This is a genomic window from Fibrobacter sp. UWB13 (genome assembly GCF_900177805.1).
In the GTDB taxonomy this organism is placed as follows: domain Bacteria; phylum Fibrobacterota; class Fibrobacteria; order Fibrobacterales; family Fibrobacteraceae; genus Fibrobacter.
The window spans coordinates 2135789-2157787 of record NZ_FXAX01000001.1 but is presented as its reverse complement, the minus strand read 5'-3'; the positions used below and the strand labels follow the sequence as shown (position 1 = coordinate 2157787).

General features: G+C 43.5%; 22 protein-coding genes. 18 read left to right on the top strand and 4 right to left on the bottom strand.

Annotated elements, in window-relative coordinates:
- Positions 1–66 precede the first annotated feature (66 nt).
- The 12 genes from B9Y77_RS09000 (at position 67) to B9Y77_RS08945 (ending at position 11029) form a co-directional block, all read left to right on the top strand.
- The gene (locus B9Y77_RS09000; protein WP_085491294.1) at positions 67–588 is read left to right on the top strand and encodes a phospholipase D-like domain-containing protein; all 522 of its coding nucleotides are present in this window, start codon (positions 67–69) and stop codon (positions 586–588) included.
- Between the two features lie 69 nt (positions 589–657).
- Complete coding sequence (locus tag B9Y77_RS08995) at positions 658–1188, top strand: type II toxin-antitoxin system death-on-curing family toxin (protein WP_085491293.1); 531 nt, start codon at positions 658–660, stop codon at positions 1186–1188.
- 689 nt (positions 1189–1877) lie between these two features.
- On the top strand, positions 1878–2567 hold the full coding sequence (locus tag B9Y77_RS08990; protein WP_085491292.1) for a hypothetical protein: 690 nt from the start codon (positions 1878–1880) through the stop codon (positions 2565–2567).
- Between the two features lie 9 nt (positions 2568–2576).
- Positions 2577–3152, top strand: coding sequence for a hypothetical protein (locus B9Y77_RS08985; RefSeq protein ID WP_085491291.1), 576 nt, complete (start codon positions 2577–2579; stop codon positions 3150–3152).
- On the top strand, positions 3149–3913 hold the full coding sequence (locus B9Y77_RS08980; RefSeq protein ID WP_085491290.1) for a hypothetical protein: 765 nt from the start codon (positions 3149–3151) through the stop codon (positions 3911–3913). Before B9Y77_RS08985 ends, B9Y77_RS08980 begins: the two co-directional genes overlap by 4 nt.
- A 51-nt stretch (positions 3914–3964) precedes the next feature.
- The gene (locus B9Y77_RS08975) at positions 3965–5062 is read left to right on the top strand and encodes a PD-(D/E)XK nuclease family protein (protein ID WP_139829289.1); all 1098 of its coding nucleotides are present in this window, start codon (positions 3965–3967) and stop codon (positions 5060–5062) included.
- A gap of 24 nt (positions 5063–5086) precedes the next feature.
- Positions 5087–5764: a hypothetical protein gene (locus B9Y77_RS08970; RefSeq protein ID WP_085491289.1), complete on the top strand. Its 678-nt coding sequence runs from the start codon at positions 5087–5089 to the stop codon at positions 5762–5764.
- Positions 5765–5871: 107 nt separating this feature from the next.
- Complete coding sequence (locus B9Y77_RS08965) at positions 5872–7053, top strand: PD-(D/E)XK nuclease family protein (RefSeq protein ID WP_085491288.1); 1182 nt, start codon at positions 5872–5874, stop codon at positions 7051–7053.
- A gap of 92 nt (positions 7054–7145) precedes the next feature.
- Positions 7146–9449, top strand: a complete 2304-nt coding sequence (locus B9Y77_RS08960) for an AAA family ATPase (protein WP_085491287.1) — start codon at positions 7146–7148, stop codon at positions 9447–9449.
- A gap of 240 nt (positions 9450–9689) precedes the next feature.
- The gene (locus B9Y77_RS08955) at positions 9690–9884 is read left to right on the top strand and encodes a hypothetical protein (protein WP_015731907.1); all 195 of its coding nucleotides are present in this window, start codon (positions 9690–9692) and stop codon (positions 9882–9884) included.
- Positions 9872–10465 carry an N-acetyltransferase gene (locus B9Y77_RS08950; protein ID WP_085491286.1) on the top strand — a complete coding sequence of 198 codons (594 nt, stop codon included), beginning with the start codon at positions 9872–9874 and terminating at the stop codon, positions 10463–10465. The genes B9Y77_RS08955 and B9Y77_RS08950 overlap by 13 nt, the downstream gene beginning before the upstream one ends.
- Positions 10466–10543: 78 nt before the next feature.
- Complete coding sequence (locus B9Y77_RS08945; RefSeq protein ID WP_085491285.1) at positions 10544–11029, top strand: hypothetical protein; 486 nt, start codon at positions 10544–10546, stop codon at positions 11027–11029.
- 85 nt (positions 11030–11114) lie between these two features.
- Here B9Y77_RS08945 and B9Y77_RS08940 read toward each other — a convergent pair whose 3' ends face one another.
- Positions 11115–11948, bottom strand: a complete 834-nt coding sequence (locus B9Y77_RS08940; protein ID WP_085491284.1) for a tRNA threonylcarbamoyladenosine dehydratase — start codon at positions 11946–11948, stop codon at positions 11115–11117.
- A gap of 25 nt (positions 11949–11973) precedes the next feature.
- On the bottom strand, positions 11974–13197 hold the full coding sequence (locus tag B9Y77_RS08935) for an aminotransferase class V-fold PLP-dependent enzyme (RefSeq protein ID WP_085491283.1): 1224 nt from the start codon (positions 13195–13197) through the stop codon (positions 11974–11976).
- A gap of 219 nt (positions 13198–13416) precedes the next feature.
- Between B9Y77_RS08935 and B9Y77_RS08930 the strand changes: the two genes are divergently transcribed.
- Positions 13417–14793: an FISUMP domain-containing protein gene (locus tag B9Y77_RS08930; RefSeq protein WP_085491282.1), complete on the top strand. Its 1377-nt coding sequence runs from the start codon at positions 13417–13419 to the stop codon at positions 14791–14793.
- Complete coding sequence (gene epmA, locus B9Y77_RS08925) at positions 14793–15764, top strand: EF-P lysine aminoacylase EpmA (RefSeq protein WP_085491281.1); 972 nt, start codon at positions 14793–14795, stop codon at positions 15762–15764. The genes B9Y77_RS08930 and epmA overlap by 1 nt, the downstream gene beginning before the upstream one ends.
- Before the next feature lie 111 nt (positions 15765–15875).
- On the opposite strand, the gene B9Y77_RS08920 is transcribed toward epmA, so the two are convergent.
- Positions 15876–16394 carry a TlpA family protein disulfide reductase gene (locus tag B9Y77_RS08920; protein ID WP_085491280.1) on the bottom strand — a complete coding sequence of 173 codons (519 nt, stop codon included), beginning with the start codon at positions 16392–16394 and terminating at the stop codon, positions 15876–15878.
- Positions 16395–16445: 51 nt separating this feature from the next.
- Here B9Y77_RS08920 and B9Y77_RS08915 point away from each other — a divergent pair, with 51 nt between their 5' ends.
- Together B9Y77_RS08915 and B9Y77_RS08910 are read left to right on the top strand one after the other, a co-directional pair.
- Positions 16446–17513, top strand: a complete 1068-nt coding sequence (locus tag B9Y77_RS08915; RefSeq protein ID WP_073423746.1) for a type IV pilus twitching motility protein PilT — start codon at positions 16446–16448, stop codon at positions 17511–17513.
- A gap of 3 nt (positions 17514–17516) precedes the next feature.
- Complete coding sequence (locus B9Y77_RS08910) at positions 17517–18719, top strand: type II secretion system F family protein (protein ID WP_073423745.1); 1203 nt, start codon at positions 17517–17519, stop codon at positions 18717–18719.
- 241 nt (positions 18720–18960) lie between these two features.
- Here B9Y77_RS08910 and pflA read toward each other — a convergent pair whose 3' ends face one another.
- On the bottom strand, positions 18961–19740 hold the full coding sequence (pflA, locus tag B9Y77_RS08905; protein ID WP_085491279.1) for a pyruvate formate-lyase-activating protein: 780 nt from the start codon (positions 19738–19740) through the stop codon (positions 18961–18963).
- 312 nt (positions 19741–20052) lie between these two features.
- Here pflA and B9Y77_RS08900 point away from each other — a divergent pair, with 312 nt between their 5' ends.
- Entirely contained in the window at positions 20053–21000 is a 948-nt protein-coding gene (locus tag B9Y77_RS08900; RefSeq protein WP_073423743.1) for a hypothetical protein, read from the top strand.
- A gap of 24 nt (positions 21001–21024) precedes the next feature.
- The gene (locus B9Y77_RS08895; protein ID WP_085491278.1) at positions 21025–21957 is read left to right on the top strand and encodes a hypothetical protein; all 933 of its coding nucleotides are present in this window, start codon (positions 21025–21027) and stop codon (positions 21955–21957) included.
- Positions 21958–21999: the final 42 nt, after the last annotated feature.

Genomic DNA, 21999 nt, shown 5'->3' with positions numbered 1-21999 from the left:
TTGTATTTTCAATATATATAAATCCTACGACATTTATTGTCGCGCGACAATACTATATTTCTTTCTATGTCCACGTTTACCAAGTACATCCAAAACGAAGAACACTATTCCGAAGTGATTTCCCGTATCGCAACAGTCCGCGAAACGCTCTGGATCGGTACCGCCGACATCAAGGATGTTTACGTCAAACAGAACGGCGAATCAATCCCGTTGCTCGGACAACTCGCAGGACTCCTCAAGCGTGGCGTGGGCGTGCGACTCATTCACGCTAAAGAACCCGGCCCGAACTTCCGCGAAGATTTCGACCGCTATAAGATTCTCGCGACCGATCTCGAACGCGTCATGTGTCCGCGAGTGCATTTCAAGATGATAATTTTCGACCTCGAAACCGCCTACATCGGCTCTGCAAACTTGACTGGAGCCGGCATCGGCATGAAAAGCTCGCTCCGTCGCAACTTCGAAGCGGGAATCCTCACGAATGACCCGCAAATCGTCGAACCCGCCATCGAACAATTTGATACACTTTGGATGGGCGCCCACTGCGAAAAATGCGGTCGCCAAGAATTCTGCAGCGATCGAATCAAGTAATCTAAGCGACATTAATTGTCGCATCGTCATTCTATATTCATGGTGTTCCCCTACAAAAAGGAGTACGTCATGGGAAAAAACGAAAAAATTGAAATTGCAAACGTCATCAGCGACTTTAGAACGGCCCTCGAAACATTGGACCGGTACGACCATCAACAACTTGAAATCCCCAAGGCTGGCGACTACGCCGAAACGAAAGGTGCCATAACATACGAACTCGCCATGGACGCTATCGCTGTGCTCAAGGAAAAGTTCCGCGACAGCGGCATCTTCGGCGTCGAAAAAGATGCCTCTTTCAAAAGTTCTCTCGGACAAATTTACCAGACCTTCGACGGCAAGGACCTTTATCCGACCGTACAGCTGAAAGCCGCAACGCTCCTCTATCTGCTCGTCAAGAATCATTCCTTTATTGATGGCAACAAGCGCATTGCCGCGTTCATTTTCTTGTGGTACATGTCCCGCAACGAAATCCTCTACCGCGTGGATGGCTCCAAAATTTTGAGCGATGGCGCTCTCGTCGCCCTCACGCTGCTCATCGCCGAAAGCAAACCCGAAGAGCGCGAAACCATGGTCAAGCTCGTCGTGAACTTGATTCTGTGATGGAAAAAGTGTAGAAAACGCGCTTTTGCGTGCATGCCTTGTGAAAATTTGATTATATTACTGAAAAAAGAGGTTTTCATAAGGTAATCAAGTTTTTGACATAAGTTTGAGCTTTGCTCTTGGCTTTCATTCAGAATCGGCAAAATTTTGTTTCACGGAAGACTAAGATGCATTGGTTCACGCCATGTGGCGTGGGTTTTTGCATTTATTCCGTGATGGTTTTGCCGAACCTTGAATGAGTAATAGCACTAACTCCACGCTTTTTTTGTGGGAAAAAATGCATGCCAAGGGCTGACGACTGTAATTGTCGTGGCCCCATTTTATATTAGTGATGGTCGGCAAAACCAAAGGATAAATGCGAGGACTTATGGAAAATGAGAGAAACGCAGGAAAATACTGCGCTAGAACCGTTGAATGTTTTCGGTTGGAATATAGGAGGGTGAATTAAAGATTTCGGATCTGTTTTTATGCTATTTCCTGAAAATGGGGATATATTTCTTTTTAAGAAGGGGAAAGTAAATATGGCTGAAAGAGATTTTGGTAATCTTATAAAGAGGCTTCTTGCTGGACGAGATGGGCTACTTACACCATTTAAAACGGTCCATAGGGAGATTTACAATGACTCAAAATATAGAAGTTAACATTGTTTTGTTTTTTTTGGAATGTATCATTAAAAATAAGGAGGAAGAATGCCTGCTCCATTAATCATTGCTTTAGCAGCTCCGGTTGTTGCTGATGTTGTGAATCGTTTGAGGAAAACGAAAATTAAAATTGCCATTTTAGGTTCAGAAGAAAGTGGCAAGTCAACATTTATTGAATTGTTACAAAATGGTGTTGTAAAAAAGAAAGACTATAGATATACTGGATTGCGGGCGTCCGTTCCTGAATTTGAAGCGTTTTGGACAAAAAAGAATAAATTCCTTCGTACTGATTTGGCTGTAAATACCGCAGCGGGTGCGTGGGAAAAATTTAAAGATTTGTTTCCAGATTTTGGCAATTTGAATAAAAATCAGGGACAGGATATTCCTGGAGGGACTGAGTTAATGAATCGATATAGCTCTCTCATGAAGGGAAAGAATGTTGTATTTTTCCTTATCAATGTGGAAAAATTTTTAACGAATGAAAGTGAACGAAAAGATGTATTAGCTCGATTGGAATTTATCTATAATAATCGTGATGATGAGGGAAATTTTATTGTTTTGGTTACACATATTGATAAAGTTAAGGAAGATGAAACTCAAATCCGTTCTCAATTGAAAATGTTTTTGAAAGATAAAATGTATAGTAGAATTTTTGAAGAAACGAAATTTTTGAATTTGCTAGATGAGCATGCTGGAGATGAAATTCGAAAGTGCTTTAGAAAATATGGAAATAATTAGAGGCTTACTATGATTGAAAATAAATACAATACTTATTTTTGGATTCAAAAAAAAGATGAATCTCAAAAAAATATGGTAATTATAAACGGTTCGTTTTCTTCATTTGAAAAAATTCCAGAAGAAATGATTTCGTTCAAAAAGAAGGATTTTTTGATATCTGAATCAACTAAAACGAAAATAAGTTGCTGTTTGTATCCTCAGAAACAAGTTTTATATGTTGATGGAATTACTGATGAGAAAGATTCTGTAGGACGATATGTAGCTTATACTTTTATTTGTGAAAGCCAACAACGTATAGATTGGTTCTTTCTAGAGCATGTTCGAAAAGAGTTGTTGAAATGTATGGAACTTGTTAATTCAAAAACATATTTTGATGAAGAAGATTTTAATGATGTTTTTGCTCGAGTCAATTTAAATGAATGCAATAGCTCTACCTACTGGTTGAAACGCGACTATGCTATTACTCCTAAAGATACAATTCTTGCTTTGGGAGCTCTTGTTGGGTTTGGCTTTTGGACTGCGACAAACGTGGCTTTATTGACAAAAAAATGGATGAAACGTAAAAAATTTATGAGGCGTAAATGAGTACGATAAATGAAAAAATGCTGATTTTGCAATCAGAAGAAAAAAGTATTAATTATCAGTGGTATGATGAATATAGCAAAACCAATTTGACTGATATTAAGGTTCTTTCTATTAAAGATGTGCCAAAAGAGATTATTTTTTCTGATGGTCAAAGTTGTTGTGTCCCACAAGAGGGAAAATGTTATATAAGGAATCCTTTTAAGCGAAATGAATATGTTGAAGAAACTTGTGAAACTTTGAAAAAATTTGAACATGATAGATTGAATCTGTTTTTTTCATTTGCTCATAAATTGGGAGCCACAGAAATATCTTTTTCGGATAAATCCAAAAGACAAATTAAGGAAGAAGAGGGGGCTTTGTCGGGAAAGTCTTTAAAATGTATGAAAAAAATGGGGCTTGATATAGAAAGTTTTTCATTTGAAAAAAAATATAAAGAGACATGTTTATATAGTGCGAAAGAGTACGAATTGGCTAAACAATTTATGAAAGAAAATTGTTTAGAACATGATGGTGATTTCAAAACATTGCTTGAAGATCGAAATCCAGAAGGAAATTTAATGACGGAATATTCATGTAGCTATTCTTTTCGTAAGTTTGCGTCCAATACATTTAATTTGGCATTAAACTTTGACGGTTTGGCTAATGCTCTGAAAATGACTACGCCATTGTCTTGTTTATTACCTACAGATGTAAAATCAAAAGTTGTGAGAAAAATTCTTGTAGTCAAAGATCTTGCATTTACGATTAAATTTGGCTCATAATGATTTTATAATCAAGTTGGTGAAGATTGATTCAAGGGACCAAACGCAAAGATGAATGCTGATTTTGATTCAGAAACATTGGGAAAACTAAAAAGTCTTATAAAGGAACATAATCCGCTAGAAATTCCGGATGCAATCCCGACATATATGGAACTTTGTCGTTATCCAGGAACTCGTTTAGAAGAAATATGGAGTCGTTTGTTTGCTTTTTTCTTTAATCCTAATAAACCACACGGCTTTGGAACGATGTTCTTGGATTCATTGAATGAATTGCTGGAAAAAAACGGCAAATCAAAAATCAGTGTTGAACAAAATTTTGAGATAGAAACAGAATATAAAACTGATAACGGTAAAAAGATTGACTTGCTAATTATCGGTGACAAGAATATCATCTGCATTGAAAATAAAATATGGGCGCCTGCAAATAATGATTTTAAGGAATATGAATGCGAAGTAAAACGGATTAAGAATGATAAAAAAAATGCCGATTGTTCATGTTATTGTATTTTATTAAAACCTCGTAAGAGTAATGCGAAATTTGATGGTTGGATGTCAGTATTTTATGAAGATTTTATAAAATCAATAAAAAATAAATTGAATGAGCATGCAACAGAAAATAGTGAAATATATTTGAATGTGCTGGAGGATTGGGTAAAAACTATGGAGAATGAAATAAAAGATTTGAACTGCCCTGAATTCTATAAAGATTTTTTTGATGAGTATTCGGAACATTTACGTAGATTAAACGATTGTCGAAAACAATACGAGGACGAATGTCGTCGCAAAGCAAGGAACATTTGCCGAGTATATAACTATGACGCCGAGTCATCTGATTTAAATGAAATAAAGAATTGGGCTTATTGTATTTCAGATTATATCCACATAACAGACAATTGCTATATAGATTCAATCTTATGGAAAGATTCGTCTAATGAACTTCAGATTCGCGTCGTTAGTAAAAAGCTAAAAGATTTAGATCGTATTCCATGCGATTCTTCTAGTTTATCGTTTGAAGAATCTGGAAATAAATATACAATTATGAAACGAAAAAAAGATGCTGAGGAATGTGTTTCTGATGCTGAATTCATTGTGACAGAATTGAAAAAGATTATTCAATGGCGTAGTTCTGAAAATCTTACGCAACACTAAATATGGGTACGAGGAAATCTCTTTATGACACCACAGGTTCAACAACTTTACAAAATTCTTTACGAAAAGGCGAAATCTTTGCCCAATAGTAACGAATTGGGCATCATGCCAACGCATTTCGTTGGTCCACGAAGTCGTTTTAAGAAAGGTTTGCCGATGTTCGTTGGTCGTGATACCTACGGTCTTGGGCAAGACAAGGTTCCGCTTGTGACTGATTATGAATGCGATGAACTAGATTGGCTTAAATCTAGGGATGGTTATTATTTTGACGATTCTCCGTTTTGGCGAGTGATTGGTCATGTTCTTGAACGAGTTCGTGTGGAGTCGTACGGTTCGAACGTTTACCATGATTTTTATTGGAGTGATTTGTATAAAATCAATTTTCGTGCGAAACAGGGAACCACTCAGAACTTAAGAAGTGAACAGATTAATGAATGCGCTCGATTACTGCTTGCTGAAATGGATGACTTAGTTCCTTGTTTTTCCGTTTTCTTGACCGGTATCTACGAAAGTGGAAAAGGTGTTGGTCGATTCTTTGAACGCTGGGAACCCTGCGGTCAATTGAAGTCTAAAAACGAATCTACGGGCGAATTTACCCTAGTAGGCGAATCTGGAAAAATGCATCGCTGCATTGTCGTCCCGCATCCACAGGGAAAAGGTGAAAATGAAATAATTCAGAAGATTTGCTCTCTGTGGAAATAAATCGTCAAAAAGGCAAAAGACCTTACGGGCGACGTTGATTGTCATGTGTTGAATCTACATTCTTGATAGTCTGATATATTCATATTTAATGTCAAAAGGATTTATTTATGGAAAAAGATGAAAATCAGCTTGAAAAGTTTAAAGAACTTCTTAACAAGTTTAACAAATTTCTTCCCAAGCCGATGTATGAGCCGACTTACTTGGAACTTTGCAAATATCCGTGGAATCGACTTGAAGAAATATGTTCGAGATTGTTCGCTTTTTTCTTTGATACTAGAAATCCGCATGGGGTTGGAACACTTTTTTTTGATACTCTTCTTGAGGTTTATCAAGAAAAGTATTCTGCTGAAATCGAAAATTTTGACAAGAAAAACATCTTGTATACTCGAAGCGTTTTTGCTGAAACAGAAAAATATACTGAGAATGGCAATCGTATTGATTTGCTTTTAACAACAGATTGCTTAAAAGTATGCATTGAAAATAAAATTGATGCTCCTCCGGATAATGATTTTCAAGATTATTATAATTATGTAAAGAAAGAGCGCGAATCTCTTAATTTACATACGGTGTGCATTCTTTTGGCTTTGTGTGAAAAGGCTGAGTATAAGGATGTAAATCCTAATTTCAAAACCATTTATTATAGAGAATTTCTAGAAAAGTTAAAACGAAATTTAGGAGCTTATGTAACTCAATGTAATTCTAAATATCTTTCTTATTTAACCGATTTCATCTTATTTTTAGACAGAAAGGGAGGCTGTATGTCTGATTTTACTGCAGAAGAAAAAGATTTCTTTCTTAATGACGAAAATAATAGAATTCTAGATAGTTTGATTACAAGAAGGAATCAGTTTCAGGAAGAGCAGAAAAACGAAAAAAATCAACATATTGATATTATTAAAAAACTTCTAGCTGAAAAAGAAAATATCAATTTGGAGATAGGTGATTGGCAAGGATGGCATTATTTGCGAGACTGTTTTGAAAAAAATAATTCTAAATACGAGTTGGGAATAGAGGCTGGCTTTGCTGATGGATTATTTAACATTTCGCTAACTATATGGCAATGGGATGGGCAAAAACAAAGAATAGATTTGTATGAATCTTTGATAGAAAAATACTTCAATAATCCAAGAAAAACACATGAACCTCCGAAAGATAAATGGTGCGTTATTGTAAAATCTATAGATGGAAATGATGGTCAAATTGTAGATGGATTATATGATGTGTACAAAAAAGCTATAGAAATTGTAAACAAGGCAAAGGAAAAGAAAGAAGCAAATGAATTAACATGAGCTTTAATGTAATCTTTTAAAAATTTTCTCGCACGACATTAATTGTCGTGCGTTTCTTTTATATTGCATGGTGCAAAATTGAGGTTAAAACCATGCAGTTACATTACGAAAATACAATCGAAAATTACTTTAAAAATAAGCGCGAAATGCTTGGTAAAGAAGGTGTCTCTGAAAAGTCTCTGAGCGGTCAGCCGACTTTTATAGACTTGAAAATTATGGAATTTTGGAGCCGCTTTATGCGGTATTATCTAGATGGGGATTGTCGGGTCTTTTGCGACAAGTATATAACAGATGAATGCGTTGCGACTTTTTTGGATAGAGTGTATGAAGCCCGTGAACGCATTGAACTTCCTACTGGAATTACGACGGAGATTGAGAATAAGTGGTACAAGGCAAAGGACCTTCTCGAAGAATTCCATAAAAGCCGAAGAATCATTTTTGCTAGGCATTTCCTGGACTTTGTTGCTCATTGGGGCGATGGTGATGCCTATACACGTCAGTTGCTCTCTCTGTCGATTCAAGAGTGTTCCGCAAATTGGCTTGCTGGCGGATGCGATGAAAGCGATGTGTCGATGCAGAGGGCTTTTGAATTGAAGCGTCTTTTCCATCTTTCGGATGAAGCCTTGGATCTTGTGCTGTATTTATGGCTTCGCGATCATCATAACATGTTTTTTAAGGTTGAAAAGATTTCAAAGATGTTCGATTACTTTGATCCATCCGAACGGGGATCGCTTAGGCGAATTTCTTTGATTGCGGGGTTGGAGCCGGAAACGTTGCATGAGCTCTGTTCAAAGGAGAGCGCGCTTATCAAGTTTCAGTTGGTGCGTATGGAGGAAACAAATCGAAATTCAGACTTGAAAATCAAGCGGCGTGAACTGTATTTGGCGAGCGAGGTAAGCGATTTCTTGTATGGATTTTCGGATATGTCAAGGATTATGGATTTGAAAACGGCGCCAAAGCCTTGTGTTGATTATGCTCAAATTGCCAAGACGAATCCGCAGGCACCTTTTGTTTTGCAGATGCTGAAAACTCATCAGAAGGGTTCTCCGCTCAATATCCTTTTTTACGGTCGTGAAGGGACGGGAAAAACGGAACTTGCGAAAGCGCTTGCTCAGGAATTGAATGTCCCTTTGCTTGCTGTGGGCATGGGCGATGAATCTATGGATAAGGAATCTCTTTTGCAGACTCGTTTGCGTTCTATGTTGCTTGCCGATTGGGAATGTGAACGGAGTGGTGGTATAATCCTGATGGATGAGGCTGATTTGGTTTTGAATCAGGCGGAGAAAGGTTTGCTGAATATCATTTTTGAAAATCTGAAAACACCTGTTATTTGGATTACGAATAATATTGCGTGTATTGAAAATAGTACTCGTCGTCGGTTTGACTATTCGCTGGAATTTTTCACGTTCAGCAATAAGGAACGTGTTGCAATTTGGCAGTCTGTTCTTAAAGCGCAGCAGGCTGAATCGATTTTGTGCAACGACGAAATAGAGAATATTGCCAAGGAAATTCCTGTAATGGCGGGGAGCATTACTTTGGCGGTTCGTCAGGCACAGCGGATGCAGGCGGTGGATTTTTCCCCGTTGAATGTGGTTCGTGAAATTGCGTCGTCTCATGCCAAACTTTTGGGCATATCGATGGGCTCGCAAAAGACGAAAGAATTTGAATACAATATGGAATGCGTCCGCATTTCTAGCGGGGATATAAAGAATATTGACTATGTCATTCCGATGCTTAAAAATTTTGATGCGCAATGGCGATCTTCGAAATTGAATGGACGTAGAGAAAACTTGAACATCTTTTTGTACGGTCCTCCGGGAACAGGGAAGTCGGCTTATGCAAAGCATATTGCTCAAGATATTCTTGGTCGAGATTTGCTTGTGAAGCGTGCAAGCGATATCCTTGGCGGAATTGTGGGCGATACGGAACGCAACATTCGTGAAATGTTCAGAGAAGCTGAACAGAGCGATGCTATTCTCTTCATTGACGAGGCTGATAGCTTCTTTGAAAATCGTGGCAATGCAAAAAATCACTGGGAAGTGACTTTGGTAAATGAGTTTATATGCCAAATGGATTCTTTCAACGGAATGCTTATCGCGGCGACGAATTACGAGAATGTTTTGGATTGGGCAATCCGTCGGCGTTTTCAGCTGAAGCTGGCGTTTGACTATATGGACTCTAAGCAGGTTTCGAAAACATGGACATCGTTTTTTGGGGATAAATGCCCAAGAGAAGTTCTTGCTTGCGATAATGTGTCCATTAGCGATTTTCAGAATGTTCGCCGTAAACTTGTCTACGTTCCCGCCGACTTGCGCACGCGAGAACTGATTATGCAGAACATGCTTGAAGAAATCGCCAACAAAGATGACCATCAAGGACGCCGGCTGGGGCTGTAATTTATTTTACAGTAAAGTTACAAATCGCCGCTTGCTACTATATTCAAATATTGATACATTAATGCATGACCCTTGAAAAGGCCTCAGGCATCCGAAAAAAATTCGGATGCTTTTTCTTTTTTCAAAACTAGGAGGCTAAATGAGTCAAGAAAAAACACGTTCGTATTCAGTTGGATTCCGGCAACGGCGGTATTTAGAATTGCAAATCGAAACGGTAAAATGTATATTAGGAGAACAAATATGGCCTTAGCAATTAGCAATATCCCAATTTTGACGGATGCGGTGGCGGAATCTTTCGTGAAAAATGCGGAAGAGGCAGAACGTAACCGCGGATCTATCGACTTTACTCGGCAACATTCTGAGTGGAGTGGGTTTGATATGCGCAATGCTGCACGAATTGCTAAACTAAGGGCTGAAGGAAAATGGCCTTTTTAGAATCTAATTGCATTCGCACGGCTCTGACTCCATCAGTTTTAAATCGTTGTAATACTTTTTCTTGTGGTAACGAAGACCTTGATTCGTTCTTTTCTAGGGATGCCGTTAAGTATAGCCAACAGCTGATGGGTAAAACCTATGTTTTTGTAGATTCTTCTACTTTGAAAGATGTAGTTTGTGCTTTTACTGTATCTAATGCAAGTATTTTTACGAACTATCTTCCAAATGCACGAAAGAAACAGATAGGCAAAAATCTACCTTGGGAAAAACGGGATTTGATATATCCTGCTGTGTTGATAGGTCGACTTGGTGTAGGTGTACCTTTTAAGAAACAGCATGTCGGAAGCGAACTGCTTGATTATATCAAACAGTGGTTTGTTGATCCTGATAACAAAACTGGATGTCGTTATCTAGTGGTTGATGCGTACAATCAGCCTGTTCCGCTTTCGTTTTATGAGGCTAATGGCTTTCGGTACATGTTTTCATCTGAAGAACAGGAGTGTCGGTATCGGAATATAGAATCGTCTGCCGCTTTGCATACTCGCATGATGTATTTTGATTTGATGCTGTTGTCGAATTAAATTCTGTTGGTATGTCGGACGACGTTAATTGTCGTCCGTTGAATCTACATTCTTGATAGTCTCAAAAAAAGAGGATTTATGACTATCAAAGAATTTTTAAAAGCAAAAGACCTGTTTTGCGTTGTGCATGGCAAAGAACTTAGTGAGAGAATTGTTGCAACTCTCGGTAATTGTCCCGTGTGGGAAGATGTTGACGTTTTCAAGGACGAGGTTGGCGAAGAATGGGATGATTTCGCTGCTACGGAACATTGCCGGCTGCTTGTAAACAGTTGCAAAAAGGATTCTCCGTATATTGTTCTTTATTGCGACGTGGCTGAATATCGCTGCGAAGACACGGAATCTCCTGTAACGGTCGCCAAGCTCCGCGAATTTCTTAGTTGCTTTACGTGTTCTGAATGGGATTCAACTTCTTGGGTTTCGAAGTACCCTGATTTTTACTCAGAAAGAACGGTAAAAGCTTTTACCAATGGTGTTGTGGAATTCTCCGCAAAAGAAACGAACGAAAGTCCGAAACACTTTATGCTAATCCCGCAAAACGTCTGGATTGGTATTGACTATGAATAACTCGTTTTTCACAGATCCGCGAGATGAGATTGATATTTAACTTTAATTTAACTTATTAAGTTAAAAAGGTTAAGAACAAGTTAAATCACTCAGCTTGCGTTAGCGCTTTCTGATAAATGTCGTTCATCACAAGACCTGCAATCATAAAGCCGAAAATGGCCGTGGCATGTGCCATGGTGCCGTTGATTTGAGCCTTGCTGCTACACCATTCGTGATCGACAAGTTCGGCGTTCTTGAGTTCCGCTTCGCTGCGTTCTTGGCGGACTTTAGGACACATGCAGGCGGCGGTTCCGCAAGAAGAATTTTGACCGCGATTTTTTAAGAGTTCGTCGCTATAAACGCAAAGTACTTTTTTCTTGAGCCACAATTTTTTTCGCTTGAACTTGTCGCGAAGTGCGCGTGCGAGCGGGCAACCTGTAACCTTCCAGAATTCGGCGACCTTGATTTTTGTGGGGTCCATCTTGAGGGCGGCTCCCATCGACGAGAATACGGTTGCCTTGGTGTGCGTGGCGTGCCAAAGCAACTGCATCTTGTTTTCGAGGCTGTCGATAGCGTCGATGATGTAATCGAATGTGTCTAGCTGGAACTTGTCCGTATTCGCTTCTTCGTAGATGTCCTGCAATGCGACGATGTTTGCGTGCGGATTGATTTCTAACAAGCGGTTTTTAAGCACTTCGACTTTGACTTGGCCCACGGTTTTGGTGGTGGCCATCAGCTGGCGGTTTACGTTGGTGACGCACACGCGGTCAGAATCGACGAGCACGAGTTCCTTGATGCCGGAACGCACCAGGCTTTCGGCACACCAGCTGCCGACTCCGCCGAGTCCAAAAATGATGACGCGTTTTTGGTAGATACAGTCCATAACATCGTCTCCGAGAAGGAGCGATGTGCGGTTGAAAATGCCTTTTTCAATTCCCATGAGAATCCTGCAAAACTGGCGGAATTTAGGCGAACAGACGGACGACGCGCTTGATGCCGGCAACAAAACGGTCAATGTCGCGTTCGAGTGTGTACACGCCAAAGCTCAGGCGGAGCGTTGCATCTAGCCCAAAGCGGTCCATCACCGGTTGTGCGCAGTGGTGTCCGCTACGCACGGCGACGTTTTCTTCGTCGAGAATCATGGCGGCATCACCGACGGCAATTCCGTCCAACGTAATGCTGATAAGCGCTCCGCGTTCCTTCGGGTTGCCGAGGACTTTCACTTGCGGGATTTCGGCGAGCTGCTTCAATGCGTACTGCGTAATTTGTTCTTCGTGCTTGCGGATGTTGTCGAGGCCGACGTTGTTTAGCCATTCGATAGCTTTTCCGAGACCGATGACTTCGGCAATGGCAGGCGTGCCTGCTTCAAAGCGTGCCGGGACGTCGGCGTATGTCGTCTTTTCGAACGTGACGTTCTTGATCATTTCGCCACCGCCATGCCAAGGCGGCATGCTGTCGAGCACGTCGTACTTGCCGTAAAGAACGCCGATGCCGGTCGGGCCGTACATCTTGTGACCGCTGAAAGCGAGGAAGTCGCAGTCGAGCTTCAGCACGTCAATCTTGATGTGGCTAGAGCTCTGGGCGGCGTCTATCAAAACTTTTGCTTGCGGGGCGAGACTCCGGACGGTTGCAATGATTTCTGCAATGGGGTTCACGGTGCCGACGGAGTTGCTCACGTGGGTGACGGCGACCATCTTGGTGCGTGGCGTGAGGAGCTCGGGGAGCTTGCTCAAGTCCAAATCGCCATCATCGCGGACGGGAATGACCTTGATCTTTGCACCCTTCATTTCGGCGACGAGCTGCCAGCTCACAATGTTTGCGTGGTGTTCCAAACCGCTGATTAAAATTTCATCGCCCGCTTCAAAGAACTTGCGTCCGTAGCTCCAAGCAACGAGATTGATGCTTTCGGTGGTGCCGCGAGTAAAGACGATTTCGTCTTCGGATTTTGCGTTGATAAACTTCGCAACGTCTTTGCGGGTCTTTTCAAAGGCTTCAGTGGTGCGTGCGCTGAGGCGGTAAACCCCGCGCTTCACGGAGCTGTAGTGCTCGCGGTAAAAATCGTCCATCGCGTCGATGACGCTTGCGGGCTTCTGGGTTGTGGCTGTGCTGTCCAAAAAGGCGAGCGGCTTTGCTTCTTTGTCGCCTGCGACCAACATCGGGAATTCATTGCGTAAGACTTCTGCGTTCATGATCCAAAAGATAGAAATCCTCTATAGCCGGAGTCAAATTCAAGTAAAATATTATTAGGGTTCAAGATTTTTTTTGATTATTCATTAGGGATTGGTTATAATTCGTTATATATTAAAACTATTCATAGAGTCATCCCGACTTAGGAATGTCATCCCGACTTAGGATTTGTCATCCCGAGCGAAGTCGAGGGATCCAGTTAAGTTTTAAAAGAGGTTTAGATGAAGAATCTTTTTATAGCAAGTTTGGTTTGTTCTGCAATTTTGGCACAGGGTAGTTTTGCCCAAGAAGCGCTCCGCAAGGCCGTTGATTCCAACAACTGGAAAAAGGTTAAAAAGATTGTCAATTCCGGCGAGCTCGAAGAAATCTATTGCGGCAAGATGTCGGCAAAGAATGCAACGAACATTTATGGCAAGCATTTTAAGCAGATGCCGGATGAGGCGTTTGCCGCTTGCCCGTCCCAGTTTGCGTATGGCTTTGGTCCGAAGGTGTGCTCGATGGCAAATGCCGCGAACGCCTGCTCGGGTGTCATCAAGTATTTGCTCGCCGATGGCGAAAAGGGGAGTACGAAGGCTCTCAAAACGCTAGACGAGGTGGCTAAGGCTGCAACGAAGACGAAGGCCTTTGGAAAACAGTCTCTCGTGAGTGTCGATACCACGGTCTGGAAACCGTGCCCCAAGAAAGGCGCTGCACGAACAAAGTGCATTGCCCAGTGCAAGGAAGATGCTAATTCCTTGATGGCGATCAATCATGATGTGAACTGCAAAAAGAATCCGGAGCAGATGGTCGATAAGACAATCAAGGTCTATAAGCCGTCCCCGGTTTTTGCAAGCTTGCGCGAAGGTCTTTCCGATGGCTTCTGGAAGGCTCCGATGTCTGTTGCCGGGACGTATGCTGCACTCGCTGGCAAGTATGCCAAGGTGCTCTCGATTCCTGATACCGCTGTGACGGGCCTCCATTACGTGAAGACTTGGGCTGCCAAGCATAAGGGCGCTTCGCTTCCGGGCGGTCAGCTGTTCCGCTTCTGCACCGCTTGGAAGGGCAAGGTCGATCCGATTCTTTCTGAAGCAGGCTTCAGCACTCGCTGCCCGGTGTTCAAGAACTTTGTGGACAAGCGTGACAAACAAGTTTACAAGGTCAAGGAAATCGGTGGCGTGGACTGGTTCGTCGAGAACTTGAACTACAACGATCCGGATGGCTCGATTTGCTATGACCGCGATGATGCGAACTGCAAGACGTTCGGTCGCCTCTACACGCAAGAAGCTGCCAAGAAGGCTTGCCCGGCAGGCTACCATCTCGCCACGGATACAGACTGGAAAAAGCTTGAAGAGTACGCCGGTGGCGCACGCGAAGCGGCGCTCAAACTCAAGAGCAACGGCAGCGACGATTATGCATTCACGGCCATGTTCGGTGGCTACGCCAACAAGACCGGCGTCTGCACGACGATGGGCGAGGGCGCCTACTTCTGGACAGCCGATTCCGAAGAAGATTCTCGTGGCAAGGCTCGCACAATGTTCAGCTCCGATAAGGATGTCGGCTCCATCTCCGTGGACCCGAGTTTCTATCTTGCGGTCCGTTGTGTAGCCGGAGCTGAGTAATGGAAAATTTGAACTCGGGCGCGTTTGCGCCCACTTGCACGCGTGAAACTTGGGTCAAGCGCCAGGCGCTGATGGCCCGTGTCCGTGATTTCTTTGTTCGTCGTAATGCGCTCGAAGTCGAGACGCCTGTGCTTTCTGCATACGGCGGAACGGACCCGCAGCTCGATTACTTTGAGATTGAAGACCCGAAGCGGTTCATGATGACGAGCCCGGAATTTCACATGAAGCGCTTGCTTGCGGCAAAGTTCGGTGACATCTTTCAGATTACAAAGTCTTTCCGCAAGGATGAATTTGGCGGCCACCACAACAACGAGTTCTCGATGGTGGAATGGTACCGCGTGGGTATGATTCAGGACAAACTCATGGACGAAGTCGAAGACCTTGTGAGCGAAATCATTGGGACCAAACTAAATGCCCGCCGCACCCGCTGGATTGATGCGTTCAAGAATTACGCTGGCGTAAATCCGTTTTGCGAAAAGCTTACAGACTTTGCGGATGCTTGCCGCGCTCGAGAGATTCCTGTGCCCGAAAAGAGCGAAACGCTCACGCGCGAAGACTGGTGGGACTATCTCATGGTTTTCTTGGTGGAACCTGCACTCGCTAGTAACGGTCCCGAGTTCATCTTGGATTACCCGCCGTCGCAGGCTGCTTTGGCGCAGACTTACGTGGATGCTGAGGGCTATACGTGGGCTCGCCGCTTTGAGCTTTTCGTGAACCAGGTGGAACTTTGCAATGGTTACACGGAGCTTACGGACCCGGTGGAACAGCGCCGCCGTTTCTATGCTGATTTGGAAATCCGCAAGGGGATGAACAAGCCCTTACCGCCTATTGACGAACGGTTCCTTGCAGCTCTTGAATCGGGTATGCCAGCTTGCTCTGGTGTGGCGCTCGGACTCGACCGCCTGTTCATGCTCGCCCTCGGTAAAGAAAAAATTGCCGACGTGATCCTCTTCCCAAGCCCCATTGCTTAACGCTTGGTTGTCACTTGGCTTGTCACCCCGGATTTATTCTCTTTGACCACTTAGAACTTTAGTTCTTATGTGGTCATGATCCGCGAATGGGGACGGGGTCGCCATCTCGTATTACTGTCCCAGCAGTCGCTTTAGTTCGTGTCGGACCTTCAGTTCGTTGAGCACTCCGACATCGACGTGCTGGATCTTGTCATCCTTATCGACCACAAAGCTTACGGGAATCACGCCCGGGCTTCCTAGCGCCTTGAGTGCGTCGTAGTTCCAGTGGAGCATCGTCCACGGGATGTCCATGCTTTTCTTGTACTTGCGGGCGACCTTCTTGGAATCGTCTTCGTCGATCATCAAAATCTTGAGACCCTTCGGCCCAAATTCCTCGTGGAACTGCTTGAGGATGGGAAGTTCTGCCCGGCAGGATGGGCACCAGGATGCGGTCAAAACAATAAGCGTTGCTGTCCCCTTCTCGCTTACGTAGTCCGATTTGCCCCCCATTACATCGTCTGCCGTGAAGTTTGCAACGGTCTCTGGGAAGTTCAGGTTATAGCGGGATTTTGCCTCGAACGCATAAAACGCGAAACCGAGGAAAATAATTGCCCCTACCCATGCGAGAATTTTATAAGTGGATGAACGCATTGCATAAAGAATTTATGAAATTTTTGAGCTTTTTAAATTATATTCTAGTGCATGGCATATAACATTCAAGATCTTTTAGCAGAAATGGTCAAACGTGGGGCGTCCGACTTGCATATTACAGCCGGCGCACCTCCTCTTATTCGTCTTTCCGGCAAGCTTACCCCCATTGGGGAGAACAAGCTCAAGCCCGACGAAACCATGCGTATGACTTACAGCTTGATGAACGAAGCCCAGAAAAAGACTTTTGAACAGCAAAAGGAATGCGACTTTTCATTCGGTATTGCGAATCTTGCGCGTTTCCGTGCGAACGCTTACTTGCAGCGTGGCTGCGTGGCGCTTGCCCTCCGTATTATTCCGCTGGATATTAAGACGTTCAAGGATCTCGGCCTCCCGAAGATCATGGCTGAATTCACGACCCGCCCTTCTGGACTTGTGCTTGTGACGGGTGCTACCGGTTCTGGTAAGTCCACGACCCTGGCGGCAATGATCGACAAGATCAACAAGGAGCGTCACGACCACATCTTGACGGTCGAAGACCCGATCGAATTTTTGCATAAGCATCAAGGTTGCATGATCAACCAGCGTGAAGTCGGTAGTGATACACATAGCTTTGCCCAGGCATTGAAGATGGCTCTCCGTCAGGACCCGGATGTGGTGCTCATCGGCGAAATGCGTGACTTGGAAACGATCCGTGCCGCACTGACGATTGCAGAAACCGGTCACTTGACGTTTGCTACGCTTCATACAAACTCCTGTGTGCAGACGATTAACCGTGTGGTCGACGCCTTCCCGAAGGGAGAACAGCAGACCGTGCGTACGCAGCTTTCGTTTGTGCTCCAGGGCGTTATCTGTCAGACCCTTTTGCCGAAAATTGGCGGCGGTCGCGTGATGGCGTACGAAGTCATGAATGTGACGCCGGGTATTCGCGCTTTGATCCGCGATGACAAGGTGCATCAGATTGAATCCATGATTGAAATTGGTCAGAAGTTTGGCATGAATACGATGAACATGTGCTTGTGCGAACTTGTCAAGAACCACAAGGTCGACCGTTTCGATGCTCTGGCTCGCTCGTCGAGTCCGGATCAGTTGGAACAGTTGTTTGTAAAGGAAGGGGTGTAATCGATGGCAGAATTTTTGTACAAGGCCCAAAACTCACAGGGCAACAGCTTTGAAGGTACGCTCGAAGCGAAGGATAAGGCGGAAGCCGAAGCCCTCTTGCTCCGTCGTCGATTGGTCATCACGAGCCTTAAAAAGAAACCGACTGAAATCAAGATTAAGATTGGTTCTGGTATCAAGACCGAAGACATTACCCGTTTTACGCGTATGTTCTCGTCTATGTGCTCGGCAGGTCTTCCGATGCTTCAGTGCTTGAACATTCTTGAAGCTCAGTGTGAAAACCCGGAGCTCAAGAGCGTTGTGCATAAGCTCACGCAGTCGATTAACGGTGGTTCTTCTTTGGCTGATGCTTTGGCGCAGCACCCGAAGGTCTTTGACTCCCTGTATTGTAACATGGTGGCTGCCGGTGAAGCGGGCGGTATTCTCGAAGGCATTCTCGCTCGTCTGGCGGAAACTCTCGAAAATAACCAGCGCCTCAAACGTAAAGTGAAAAAGGCTTTGACGTACCCGATCATGGTTATCATTGTGGGTATTCTCGTTGTGATTGCCCTTATGACGTTCGTGGTGCCGACGTTCGCTGAACAGTTCGCCGCCCTTGACGCTGAACTCCCTGCTCCGACGCAGGTTGTGATGAACATATCTGATTTTATACGAAACAATGGTGCGTTTATTTTTATTGCACTTATCATTGTCATCTTTGCTTATAAGATGATTATGCGAATACCGCAAGCGCAATTTGCAATGGACAAGTTTACGTTGAAATTGCCGAAACTTGGTGATTTGCAGATTAAGTCTGCAACGGCGGGTTTCTCGAGAACGCTTGGAACGCTTTTAAATGCTGGTGTGTCTGTGATGGATGCGCTAAAGGTCGTTGCGTCTACTGCAGGTAACAAAGTTGTGGAAAAGGCGATTTATAAGATATCGATTGGTATTGCTGGCGGTAAATCAATTGCCGAACCGATGGAAGAAGTAGGCATTTTCCCGCCCATGGTGATCCAGATGACGGGCGTTGGTGAAAAGACTGGTAACCTTGGCGGTATGCTTTTGAAGCTTGCGGACTTCTACGATGAAGAAGTGGACGCCGCTGTCGATGCGGTCGTGAGTATGATTGAACCGATTATCATTGTGTTCTTGGGCGGCGCCGTCGGTGGTCTCCTGATTGCAATGTATATGCCGATGTTTAGCATGGGCGACGCCATTAAAGGCTGATCTTTCGCCGAAAGCCGTCGCGATAGTTCGTCACAGCTTCGCTCACGTATAACAATACGCTACGCGAAGCTGATTCCTGCTCTCGCTAGGCTTTAGACGAAATCTCATTTGAAATTTAAAGACGGGGCTGCACGCCTCGTCTTTTTGCATTGTCATGCCCGCCTCCGAGCGGGCATCTCCTTTTTTGCGCTGTCATCCCGGCCTTGTGCCGGGATCGCCATCTCGTATAGCGCAATCCTTCCTATTTCTTCATCCAGCCGGTATATTTGGCGGTTTCGAGAATTTCGTTGGCGTTCTTGACACGGTCGGCGGTGGGCGTTTGCGTGTCCTTGAGCGCGTAGTCGATTTCGAGTTCTTGATACTTGCTGAGGGCAAATGCATGGTAGGGGAGAACTTCGACACGTTTGACGTTGCTTAGCGTACGGATGAAGTCGCGGGTGCGCGTGAGCGCTTCGTCGTTGTCGCTGATTCCCGGAACGAGCACGTGACGGATCCAGATGGGCTTTTGGATGCGGTCGAGGTAACGGAAAAACTCGATGATGTTTTCGTTACCGTGGCCTGTGAGTTCCTTGTGCGCGTCTGCGTCGATGTGCTTGATGTCCACGAGCAAGAGGTCGGTGGATTTCATCAATCGTTCGAACTTGGCAAACTGTTCGCCAGTGCTCCTGAATGTGACTCCGCTAGTGTCGATGCATGTTTGAACTCCCGCCGCTTTTGCCGCTTCGAAGAATTCAATCATGAAGTCGATTTGCGCGAGTGGCTCGCCGCCACTCACGGTAATACCTCCATCGGTTCCCCAATATGGCTTGTAGCGCACGGCTTTTTTTAGCAGGTCTTCAGCGCTCATTTCGAATGAGCCGTTCTCTGTTCCGTTTGCGCTTTTTGTTCCGAAATCCCATGTTTCTGGATTGTGGCAGAACTTGCAGCGCATCGGGCAGCCTTGCAAAAATACGACAAACCGGATTCCCGGTCCATCGACCGATCCGAACGTTTCGAGCTTGTTGATTCTTCCGAGAGTCATGACTCGAAAATAGAAAAATATGCGTGAGCTAGTGTGATTAGCTTTTTGCGAAATGTGCTTTTGATGATGTTTCTGTAGGTGCTTGAGCTCCTTGTTTTGTGTGAGTATATAATAAGGATTGTTAATATAAAACAATTTTTGCGATTTTGTTTGTTGTAATTTAAATTATACGAATTAATTCATTACTTTGGTGTGAATATGTTGTTTGTTTTATTTGTTGATAATAAATAAAATGTTTTTATTCTTACAAATAAGATTTTTAGTACAAAATATATTGACGATTAATTTGTTTTGTTTTATATTCGACGTACTATGAATAAATTACTACTTACATCAATTGCTTTATCACTGGCGGCAAGTTCGCTTGCCTTGGAATATGAACCTACATGGAGATGGGCTGAAAATGCTCCGATCTATAGACTGCATATAAGTGCTTATGCAGTGGATGACTACTCGCATTTTACGGGTGGTAGCGCAAGTAACCTTAGTAATAGGGTGCGTACCAAAAATGCGTTTATTCAGTATATTGAAGAATCGGCTAATAGAGCGTATCCAAATATGCCGACTCCTATTCATGACTATATGTATAACAATAGCGGTGCTACTAAGGCAAACTTTAAGAACGCTCAACTCTATCACTCTAATATTGTTTTCTTTGCTGGTCATGGTGCTCAGCAGACTTTGGCTTTTTATGATCAGCCGATGGCTGTTTCTCAAAAACCTTATGGTGGAGATATCAAATGGGTGTTCTATGATGCTTGTGAAGTCCTGAATATTAATAAAGATGGACAGCTTAATGTCCCGCTTTATTCGAACCCGAGCCCATTGGATAATAATAAACTTATGAATTTGTATGGGGCTTTTATTGGCGTTCATGCTATTTTAGGTTATTATTCGTTAGGGAGAGATGATCCTTATTATACATCGAATGGCGTTACAGTGTATCAGCATGTGAAGTACAAGTATTTTGCTGAATACTTTATTGAAAATGATTTTACTCTTTGGGAAGCTTATTATTGGGCTCATAATAGGACTTTTAACGAGTTCGATCAAGTTTGGATGAATGCCGGTGCTGGACATATTCCGGGCTTTACTCCTGCAATCGCATTTATGGCGGGTACAGACCAGCATGGTCGTTATCATGATGGTAGCGCAGAAAAGTTCTCTAGTACATACGAAGTGGGATTAGACCCGCGTAAGGAAGGTACGAATTATTCCATGTATATCCTTTATCAGGAATTTGGAACACCGGAATACTAGTAAAAATTTAAAAGAGGAAATATAATGAAAAAGGCTTTTATTACAATTTTGACAATGGCTATGCTTACTTCTGTTGGCTTTGCCAAGCCGAGTCTTGTCGTTAATAGTAAGGCAAAGAAGTTCTTGACGGAACGCAATCATTTCGATGCCAAGAATTTTAACAAGAAGGGCATGAAGGCTCCTGCTCGAGCTTCGTCTCTTGTGGTTGCCATTGACGAATCTTCGGATAAGACTCAAAAGAACCTGAAAAATCGCTTGAGCGAAAATTATCGCGTTCGTGTTTCTGCTCACGAAAAGAACGTTCTTTGGTTCAATGAAGGTAACGTGACAGTTGACCTTTCTGATTTGGAATCCGATCGCAATTTGAGCGCCAACAAGATTTTGAGCGCTGTTTTGCCGAGCGAATATGCGGACCAGTTTAAGCTCGTAACTATTGATAAGCGCTATCTTGCTTCGATGGACAAGAAGGTCGAAATTGATGGTTATGCATTTAAGTTCAAGCGCGTCTTTAATGGTCGTGTGGTTCGCAATGACAAGAACTTCTTGACTGTTTTGACGGACAAGTATGGTCATGTGCAGAATGCTAACATCGCTATGCAGGATTTGAAGACGACGTCTGAAATCTTGACGACGAATGATGACGCTGCAGAAAATCAGGCGACCTTGGATTCCGTGCTTGTTGCTGATTACGATCGCATTGAAGTCTTTAATGAAGACGGTGAACAAAAACAGTTGAAGGCTGAAAAGGTTGAAGTCGGCAGTGTCGCTGAAGCTTATTGCGAAGTCGAAGATGGCTCTGCTAAGAAGCTTTATCCGTGCCTTTCTTACGTTTCCAAAGTCAGCGTAGGCGATGGCAAGTTTATTTCTCGCATTATTGACGCTCCGCATTCTCGCCATTCTTGGAATCGCAATCGTCAGGGCAAGAAGCCTGTTAAGTTCCGCCGTTACAACCGATAACTTGATAGATGTTTTTGTTGGAGAGGGCTCCCGAAAGGGAGC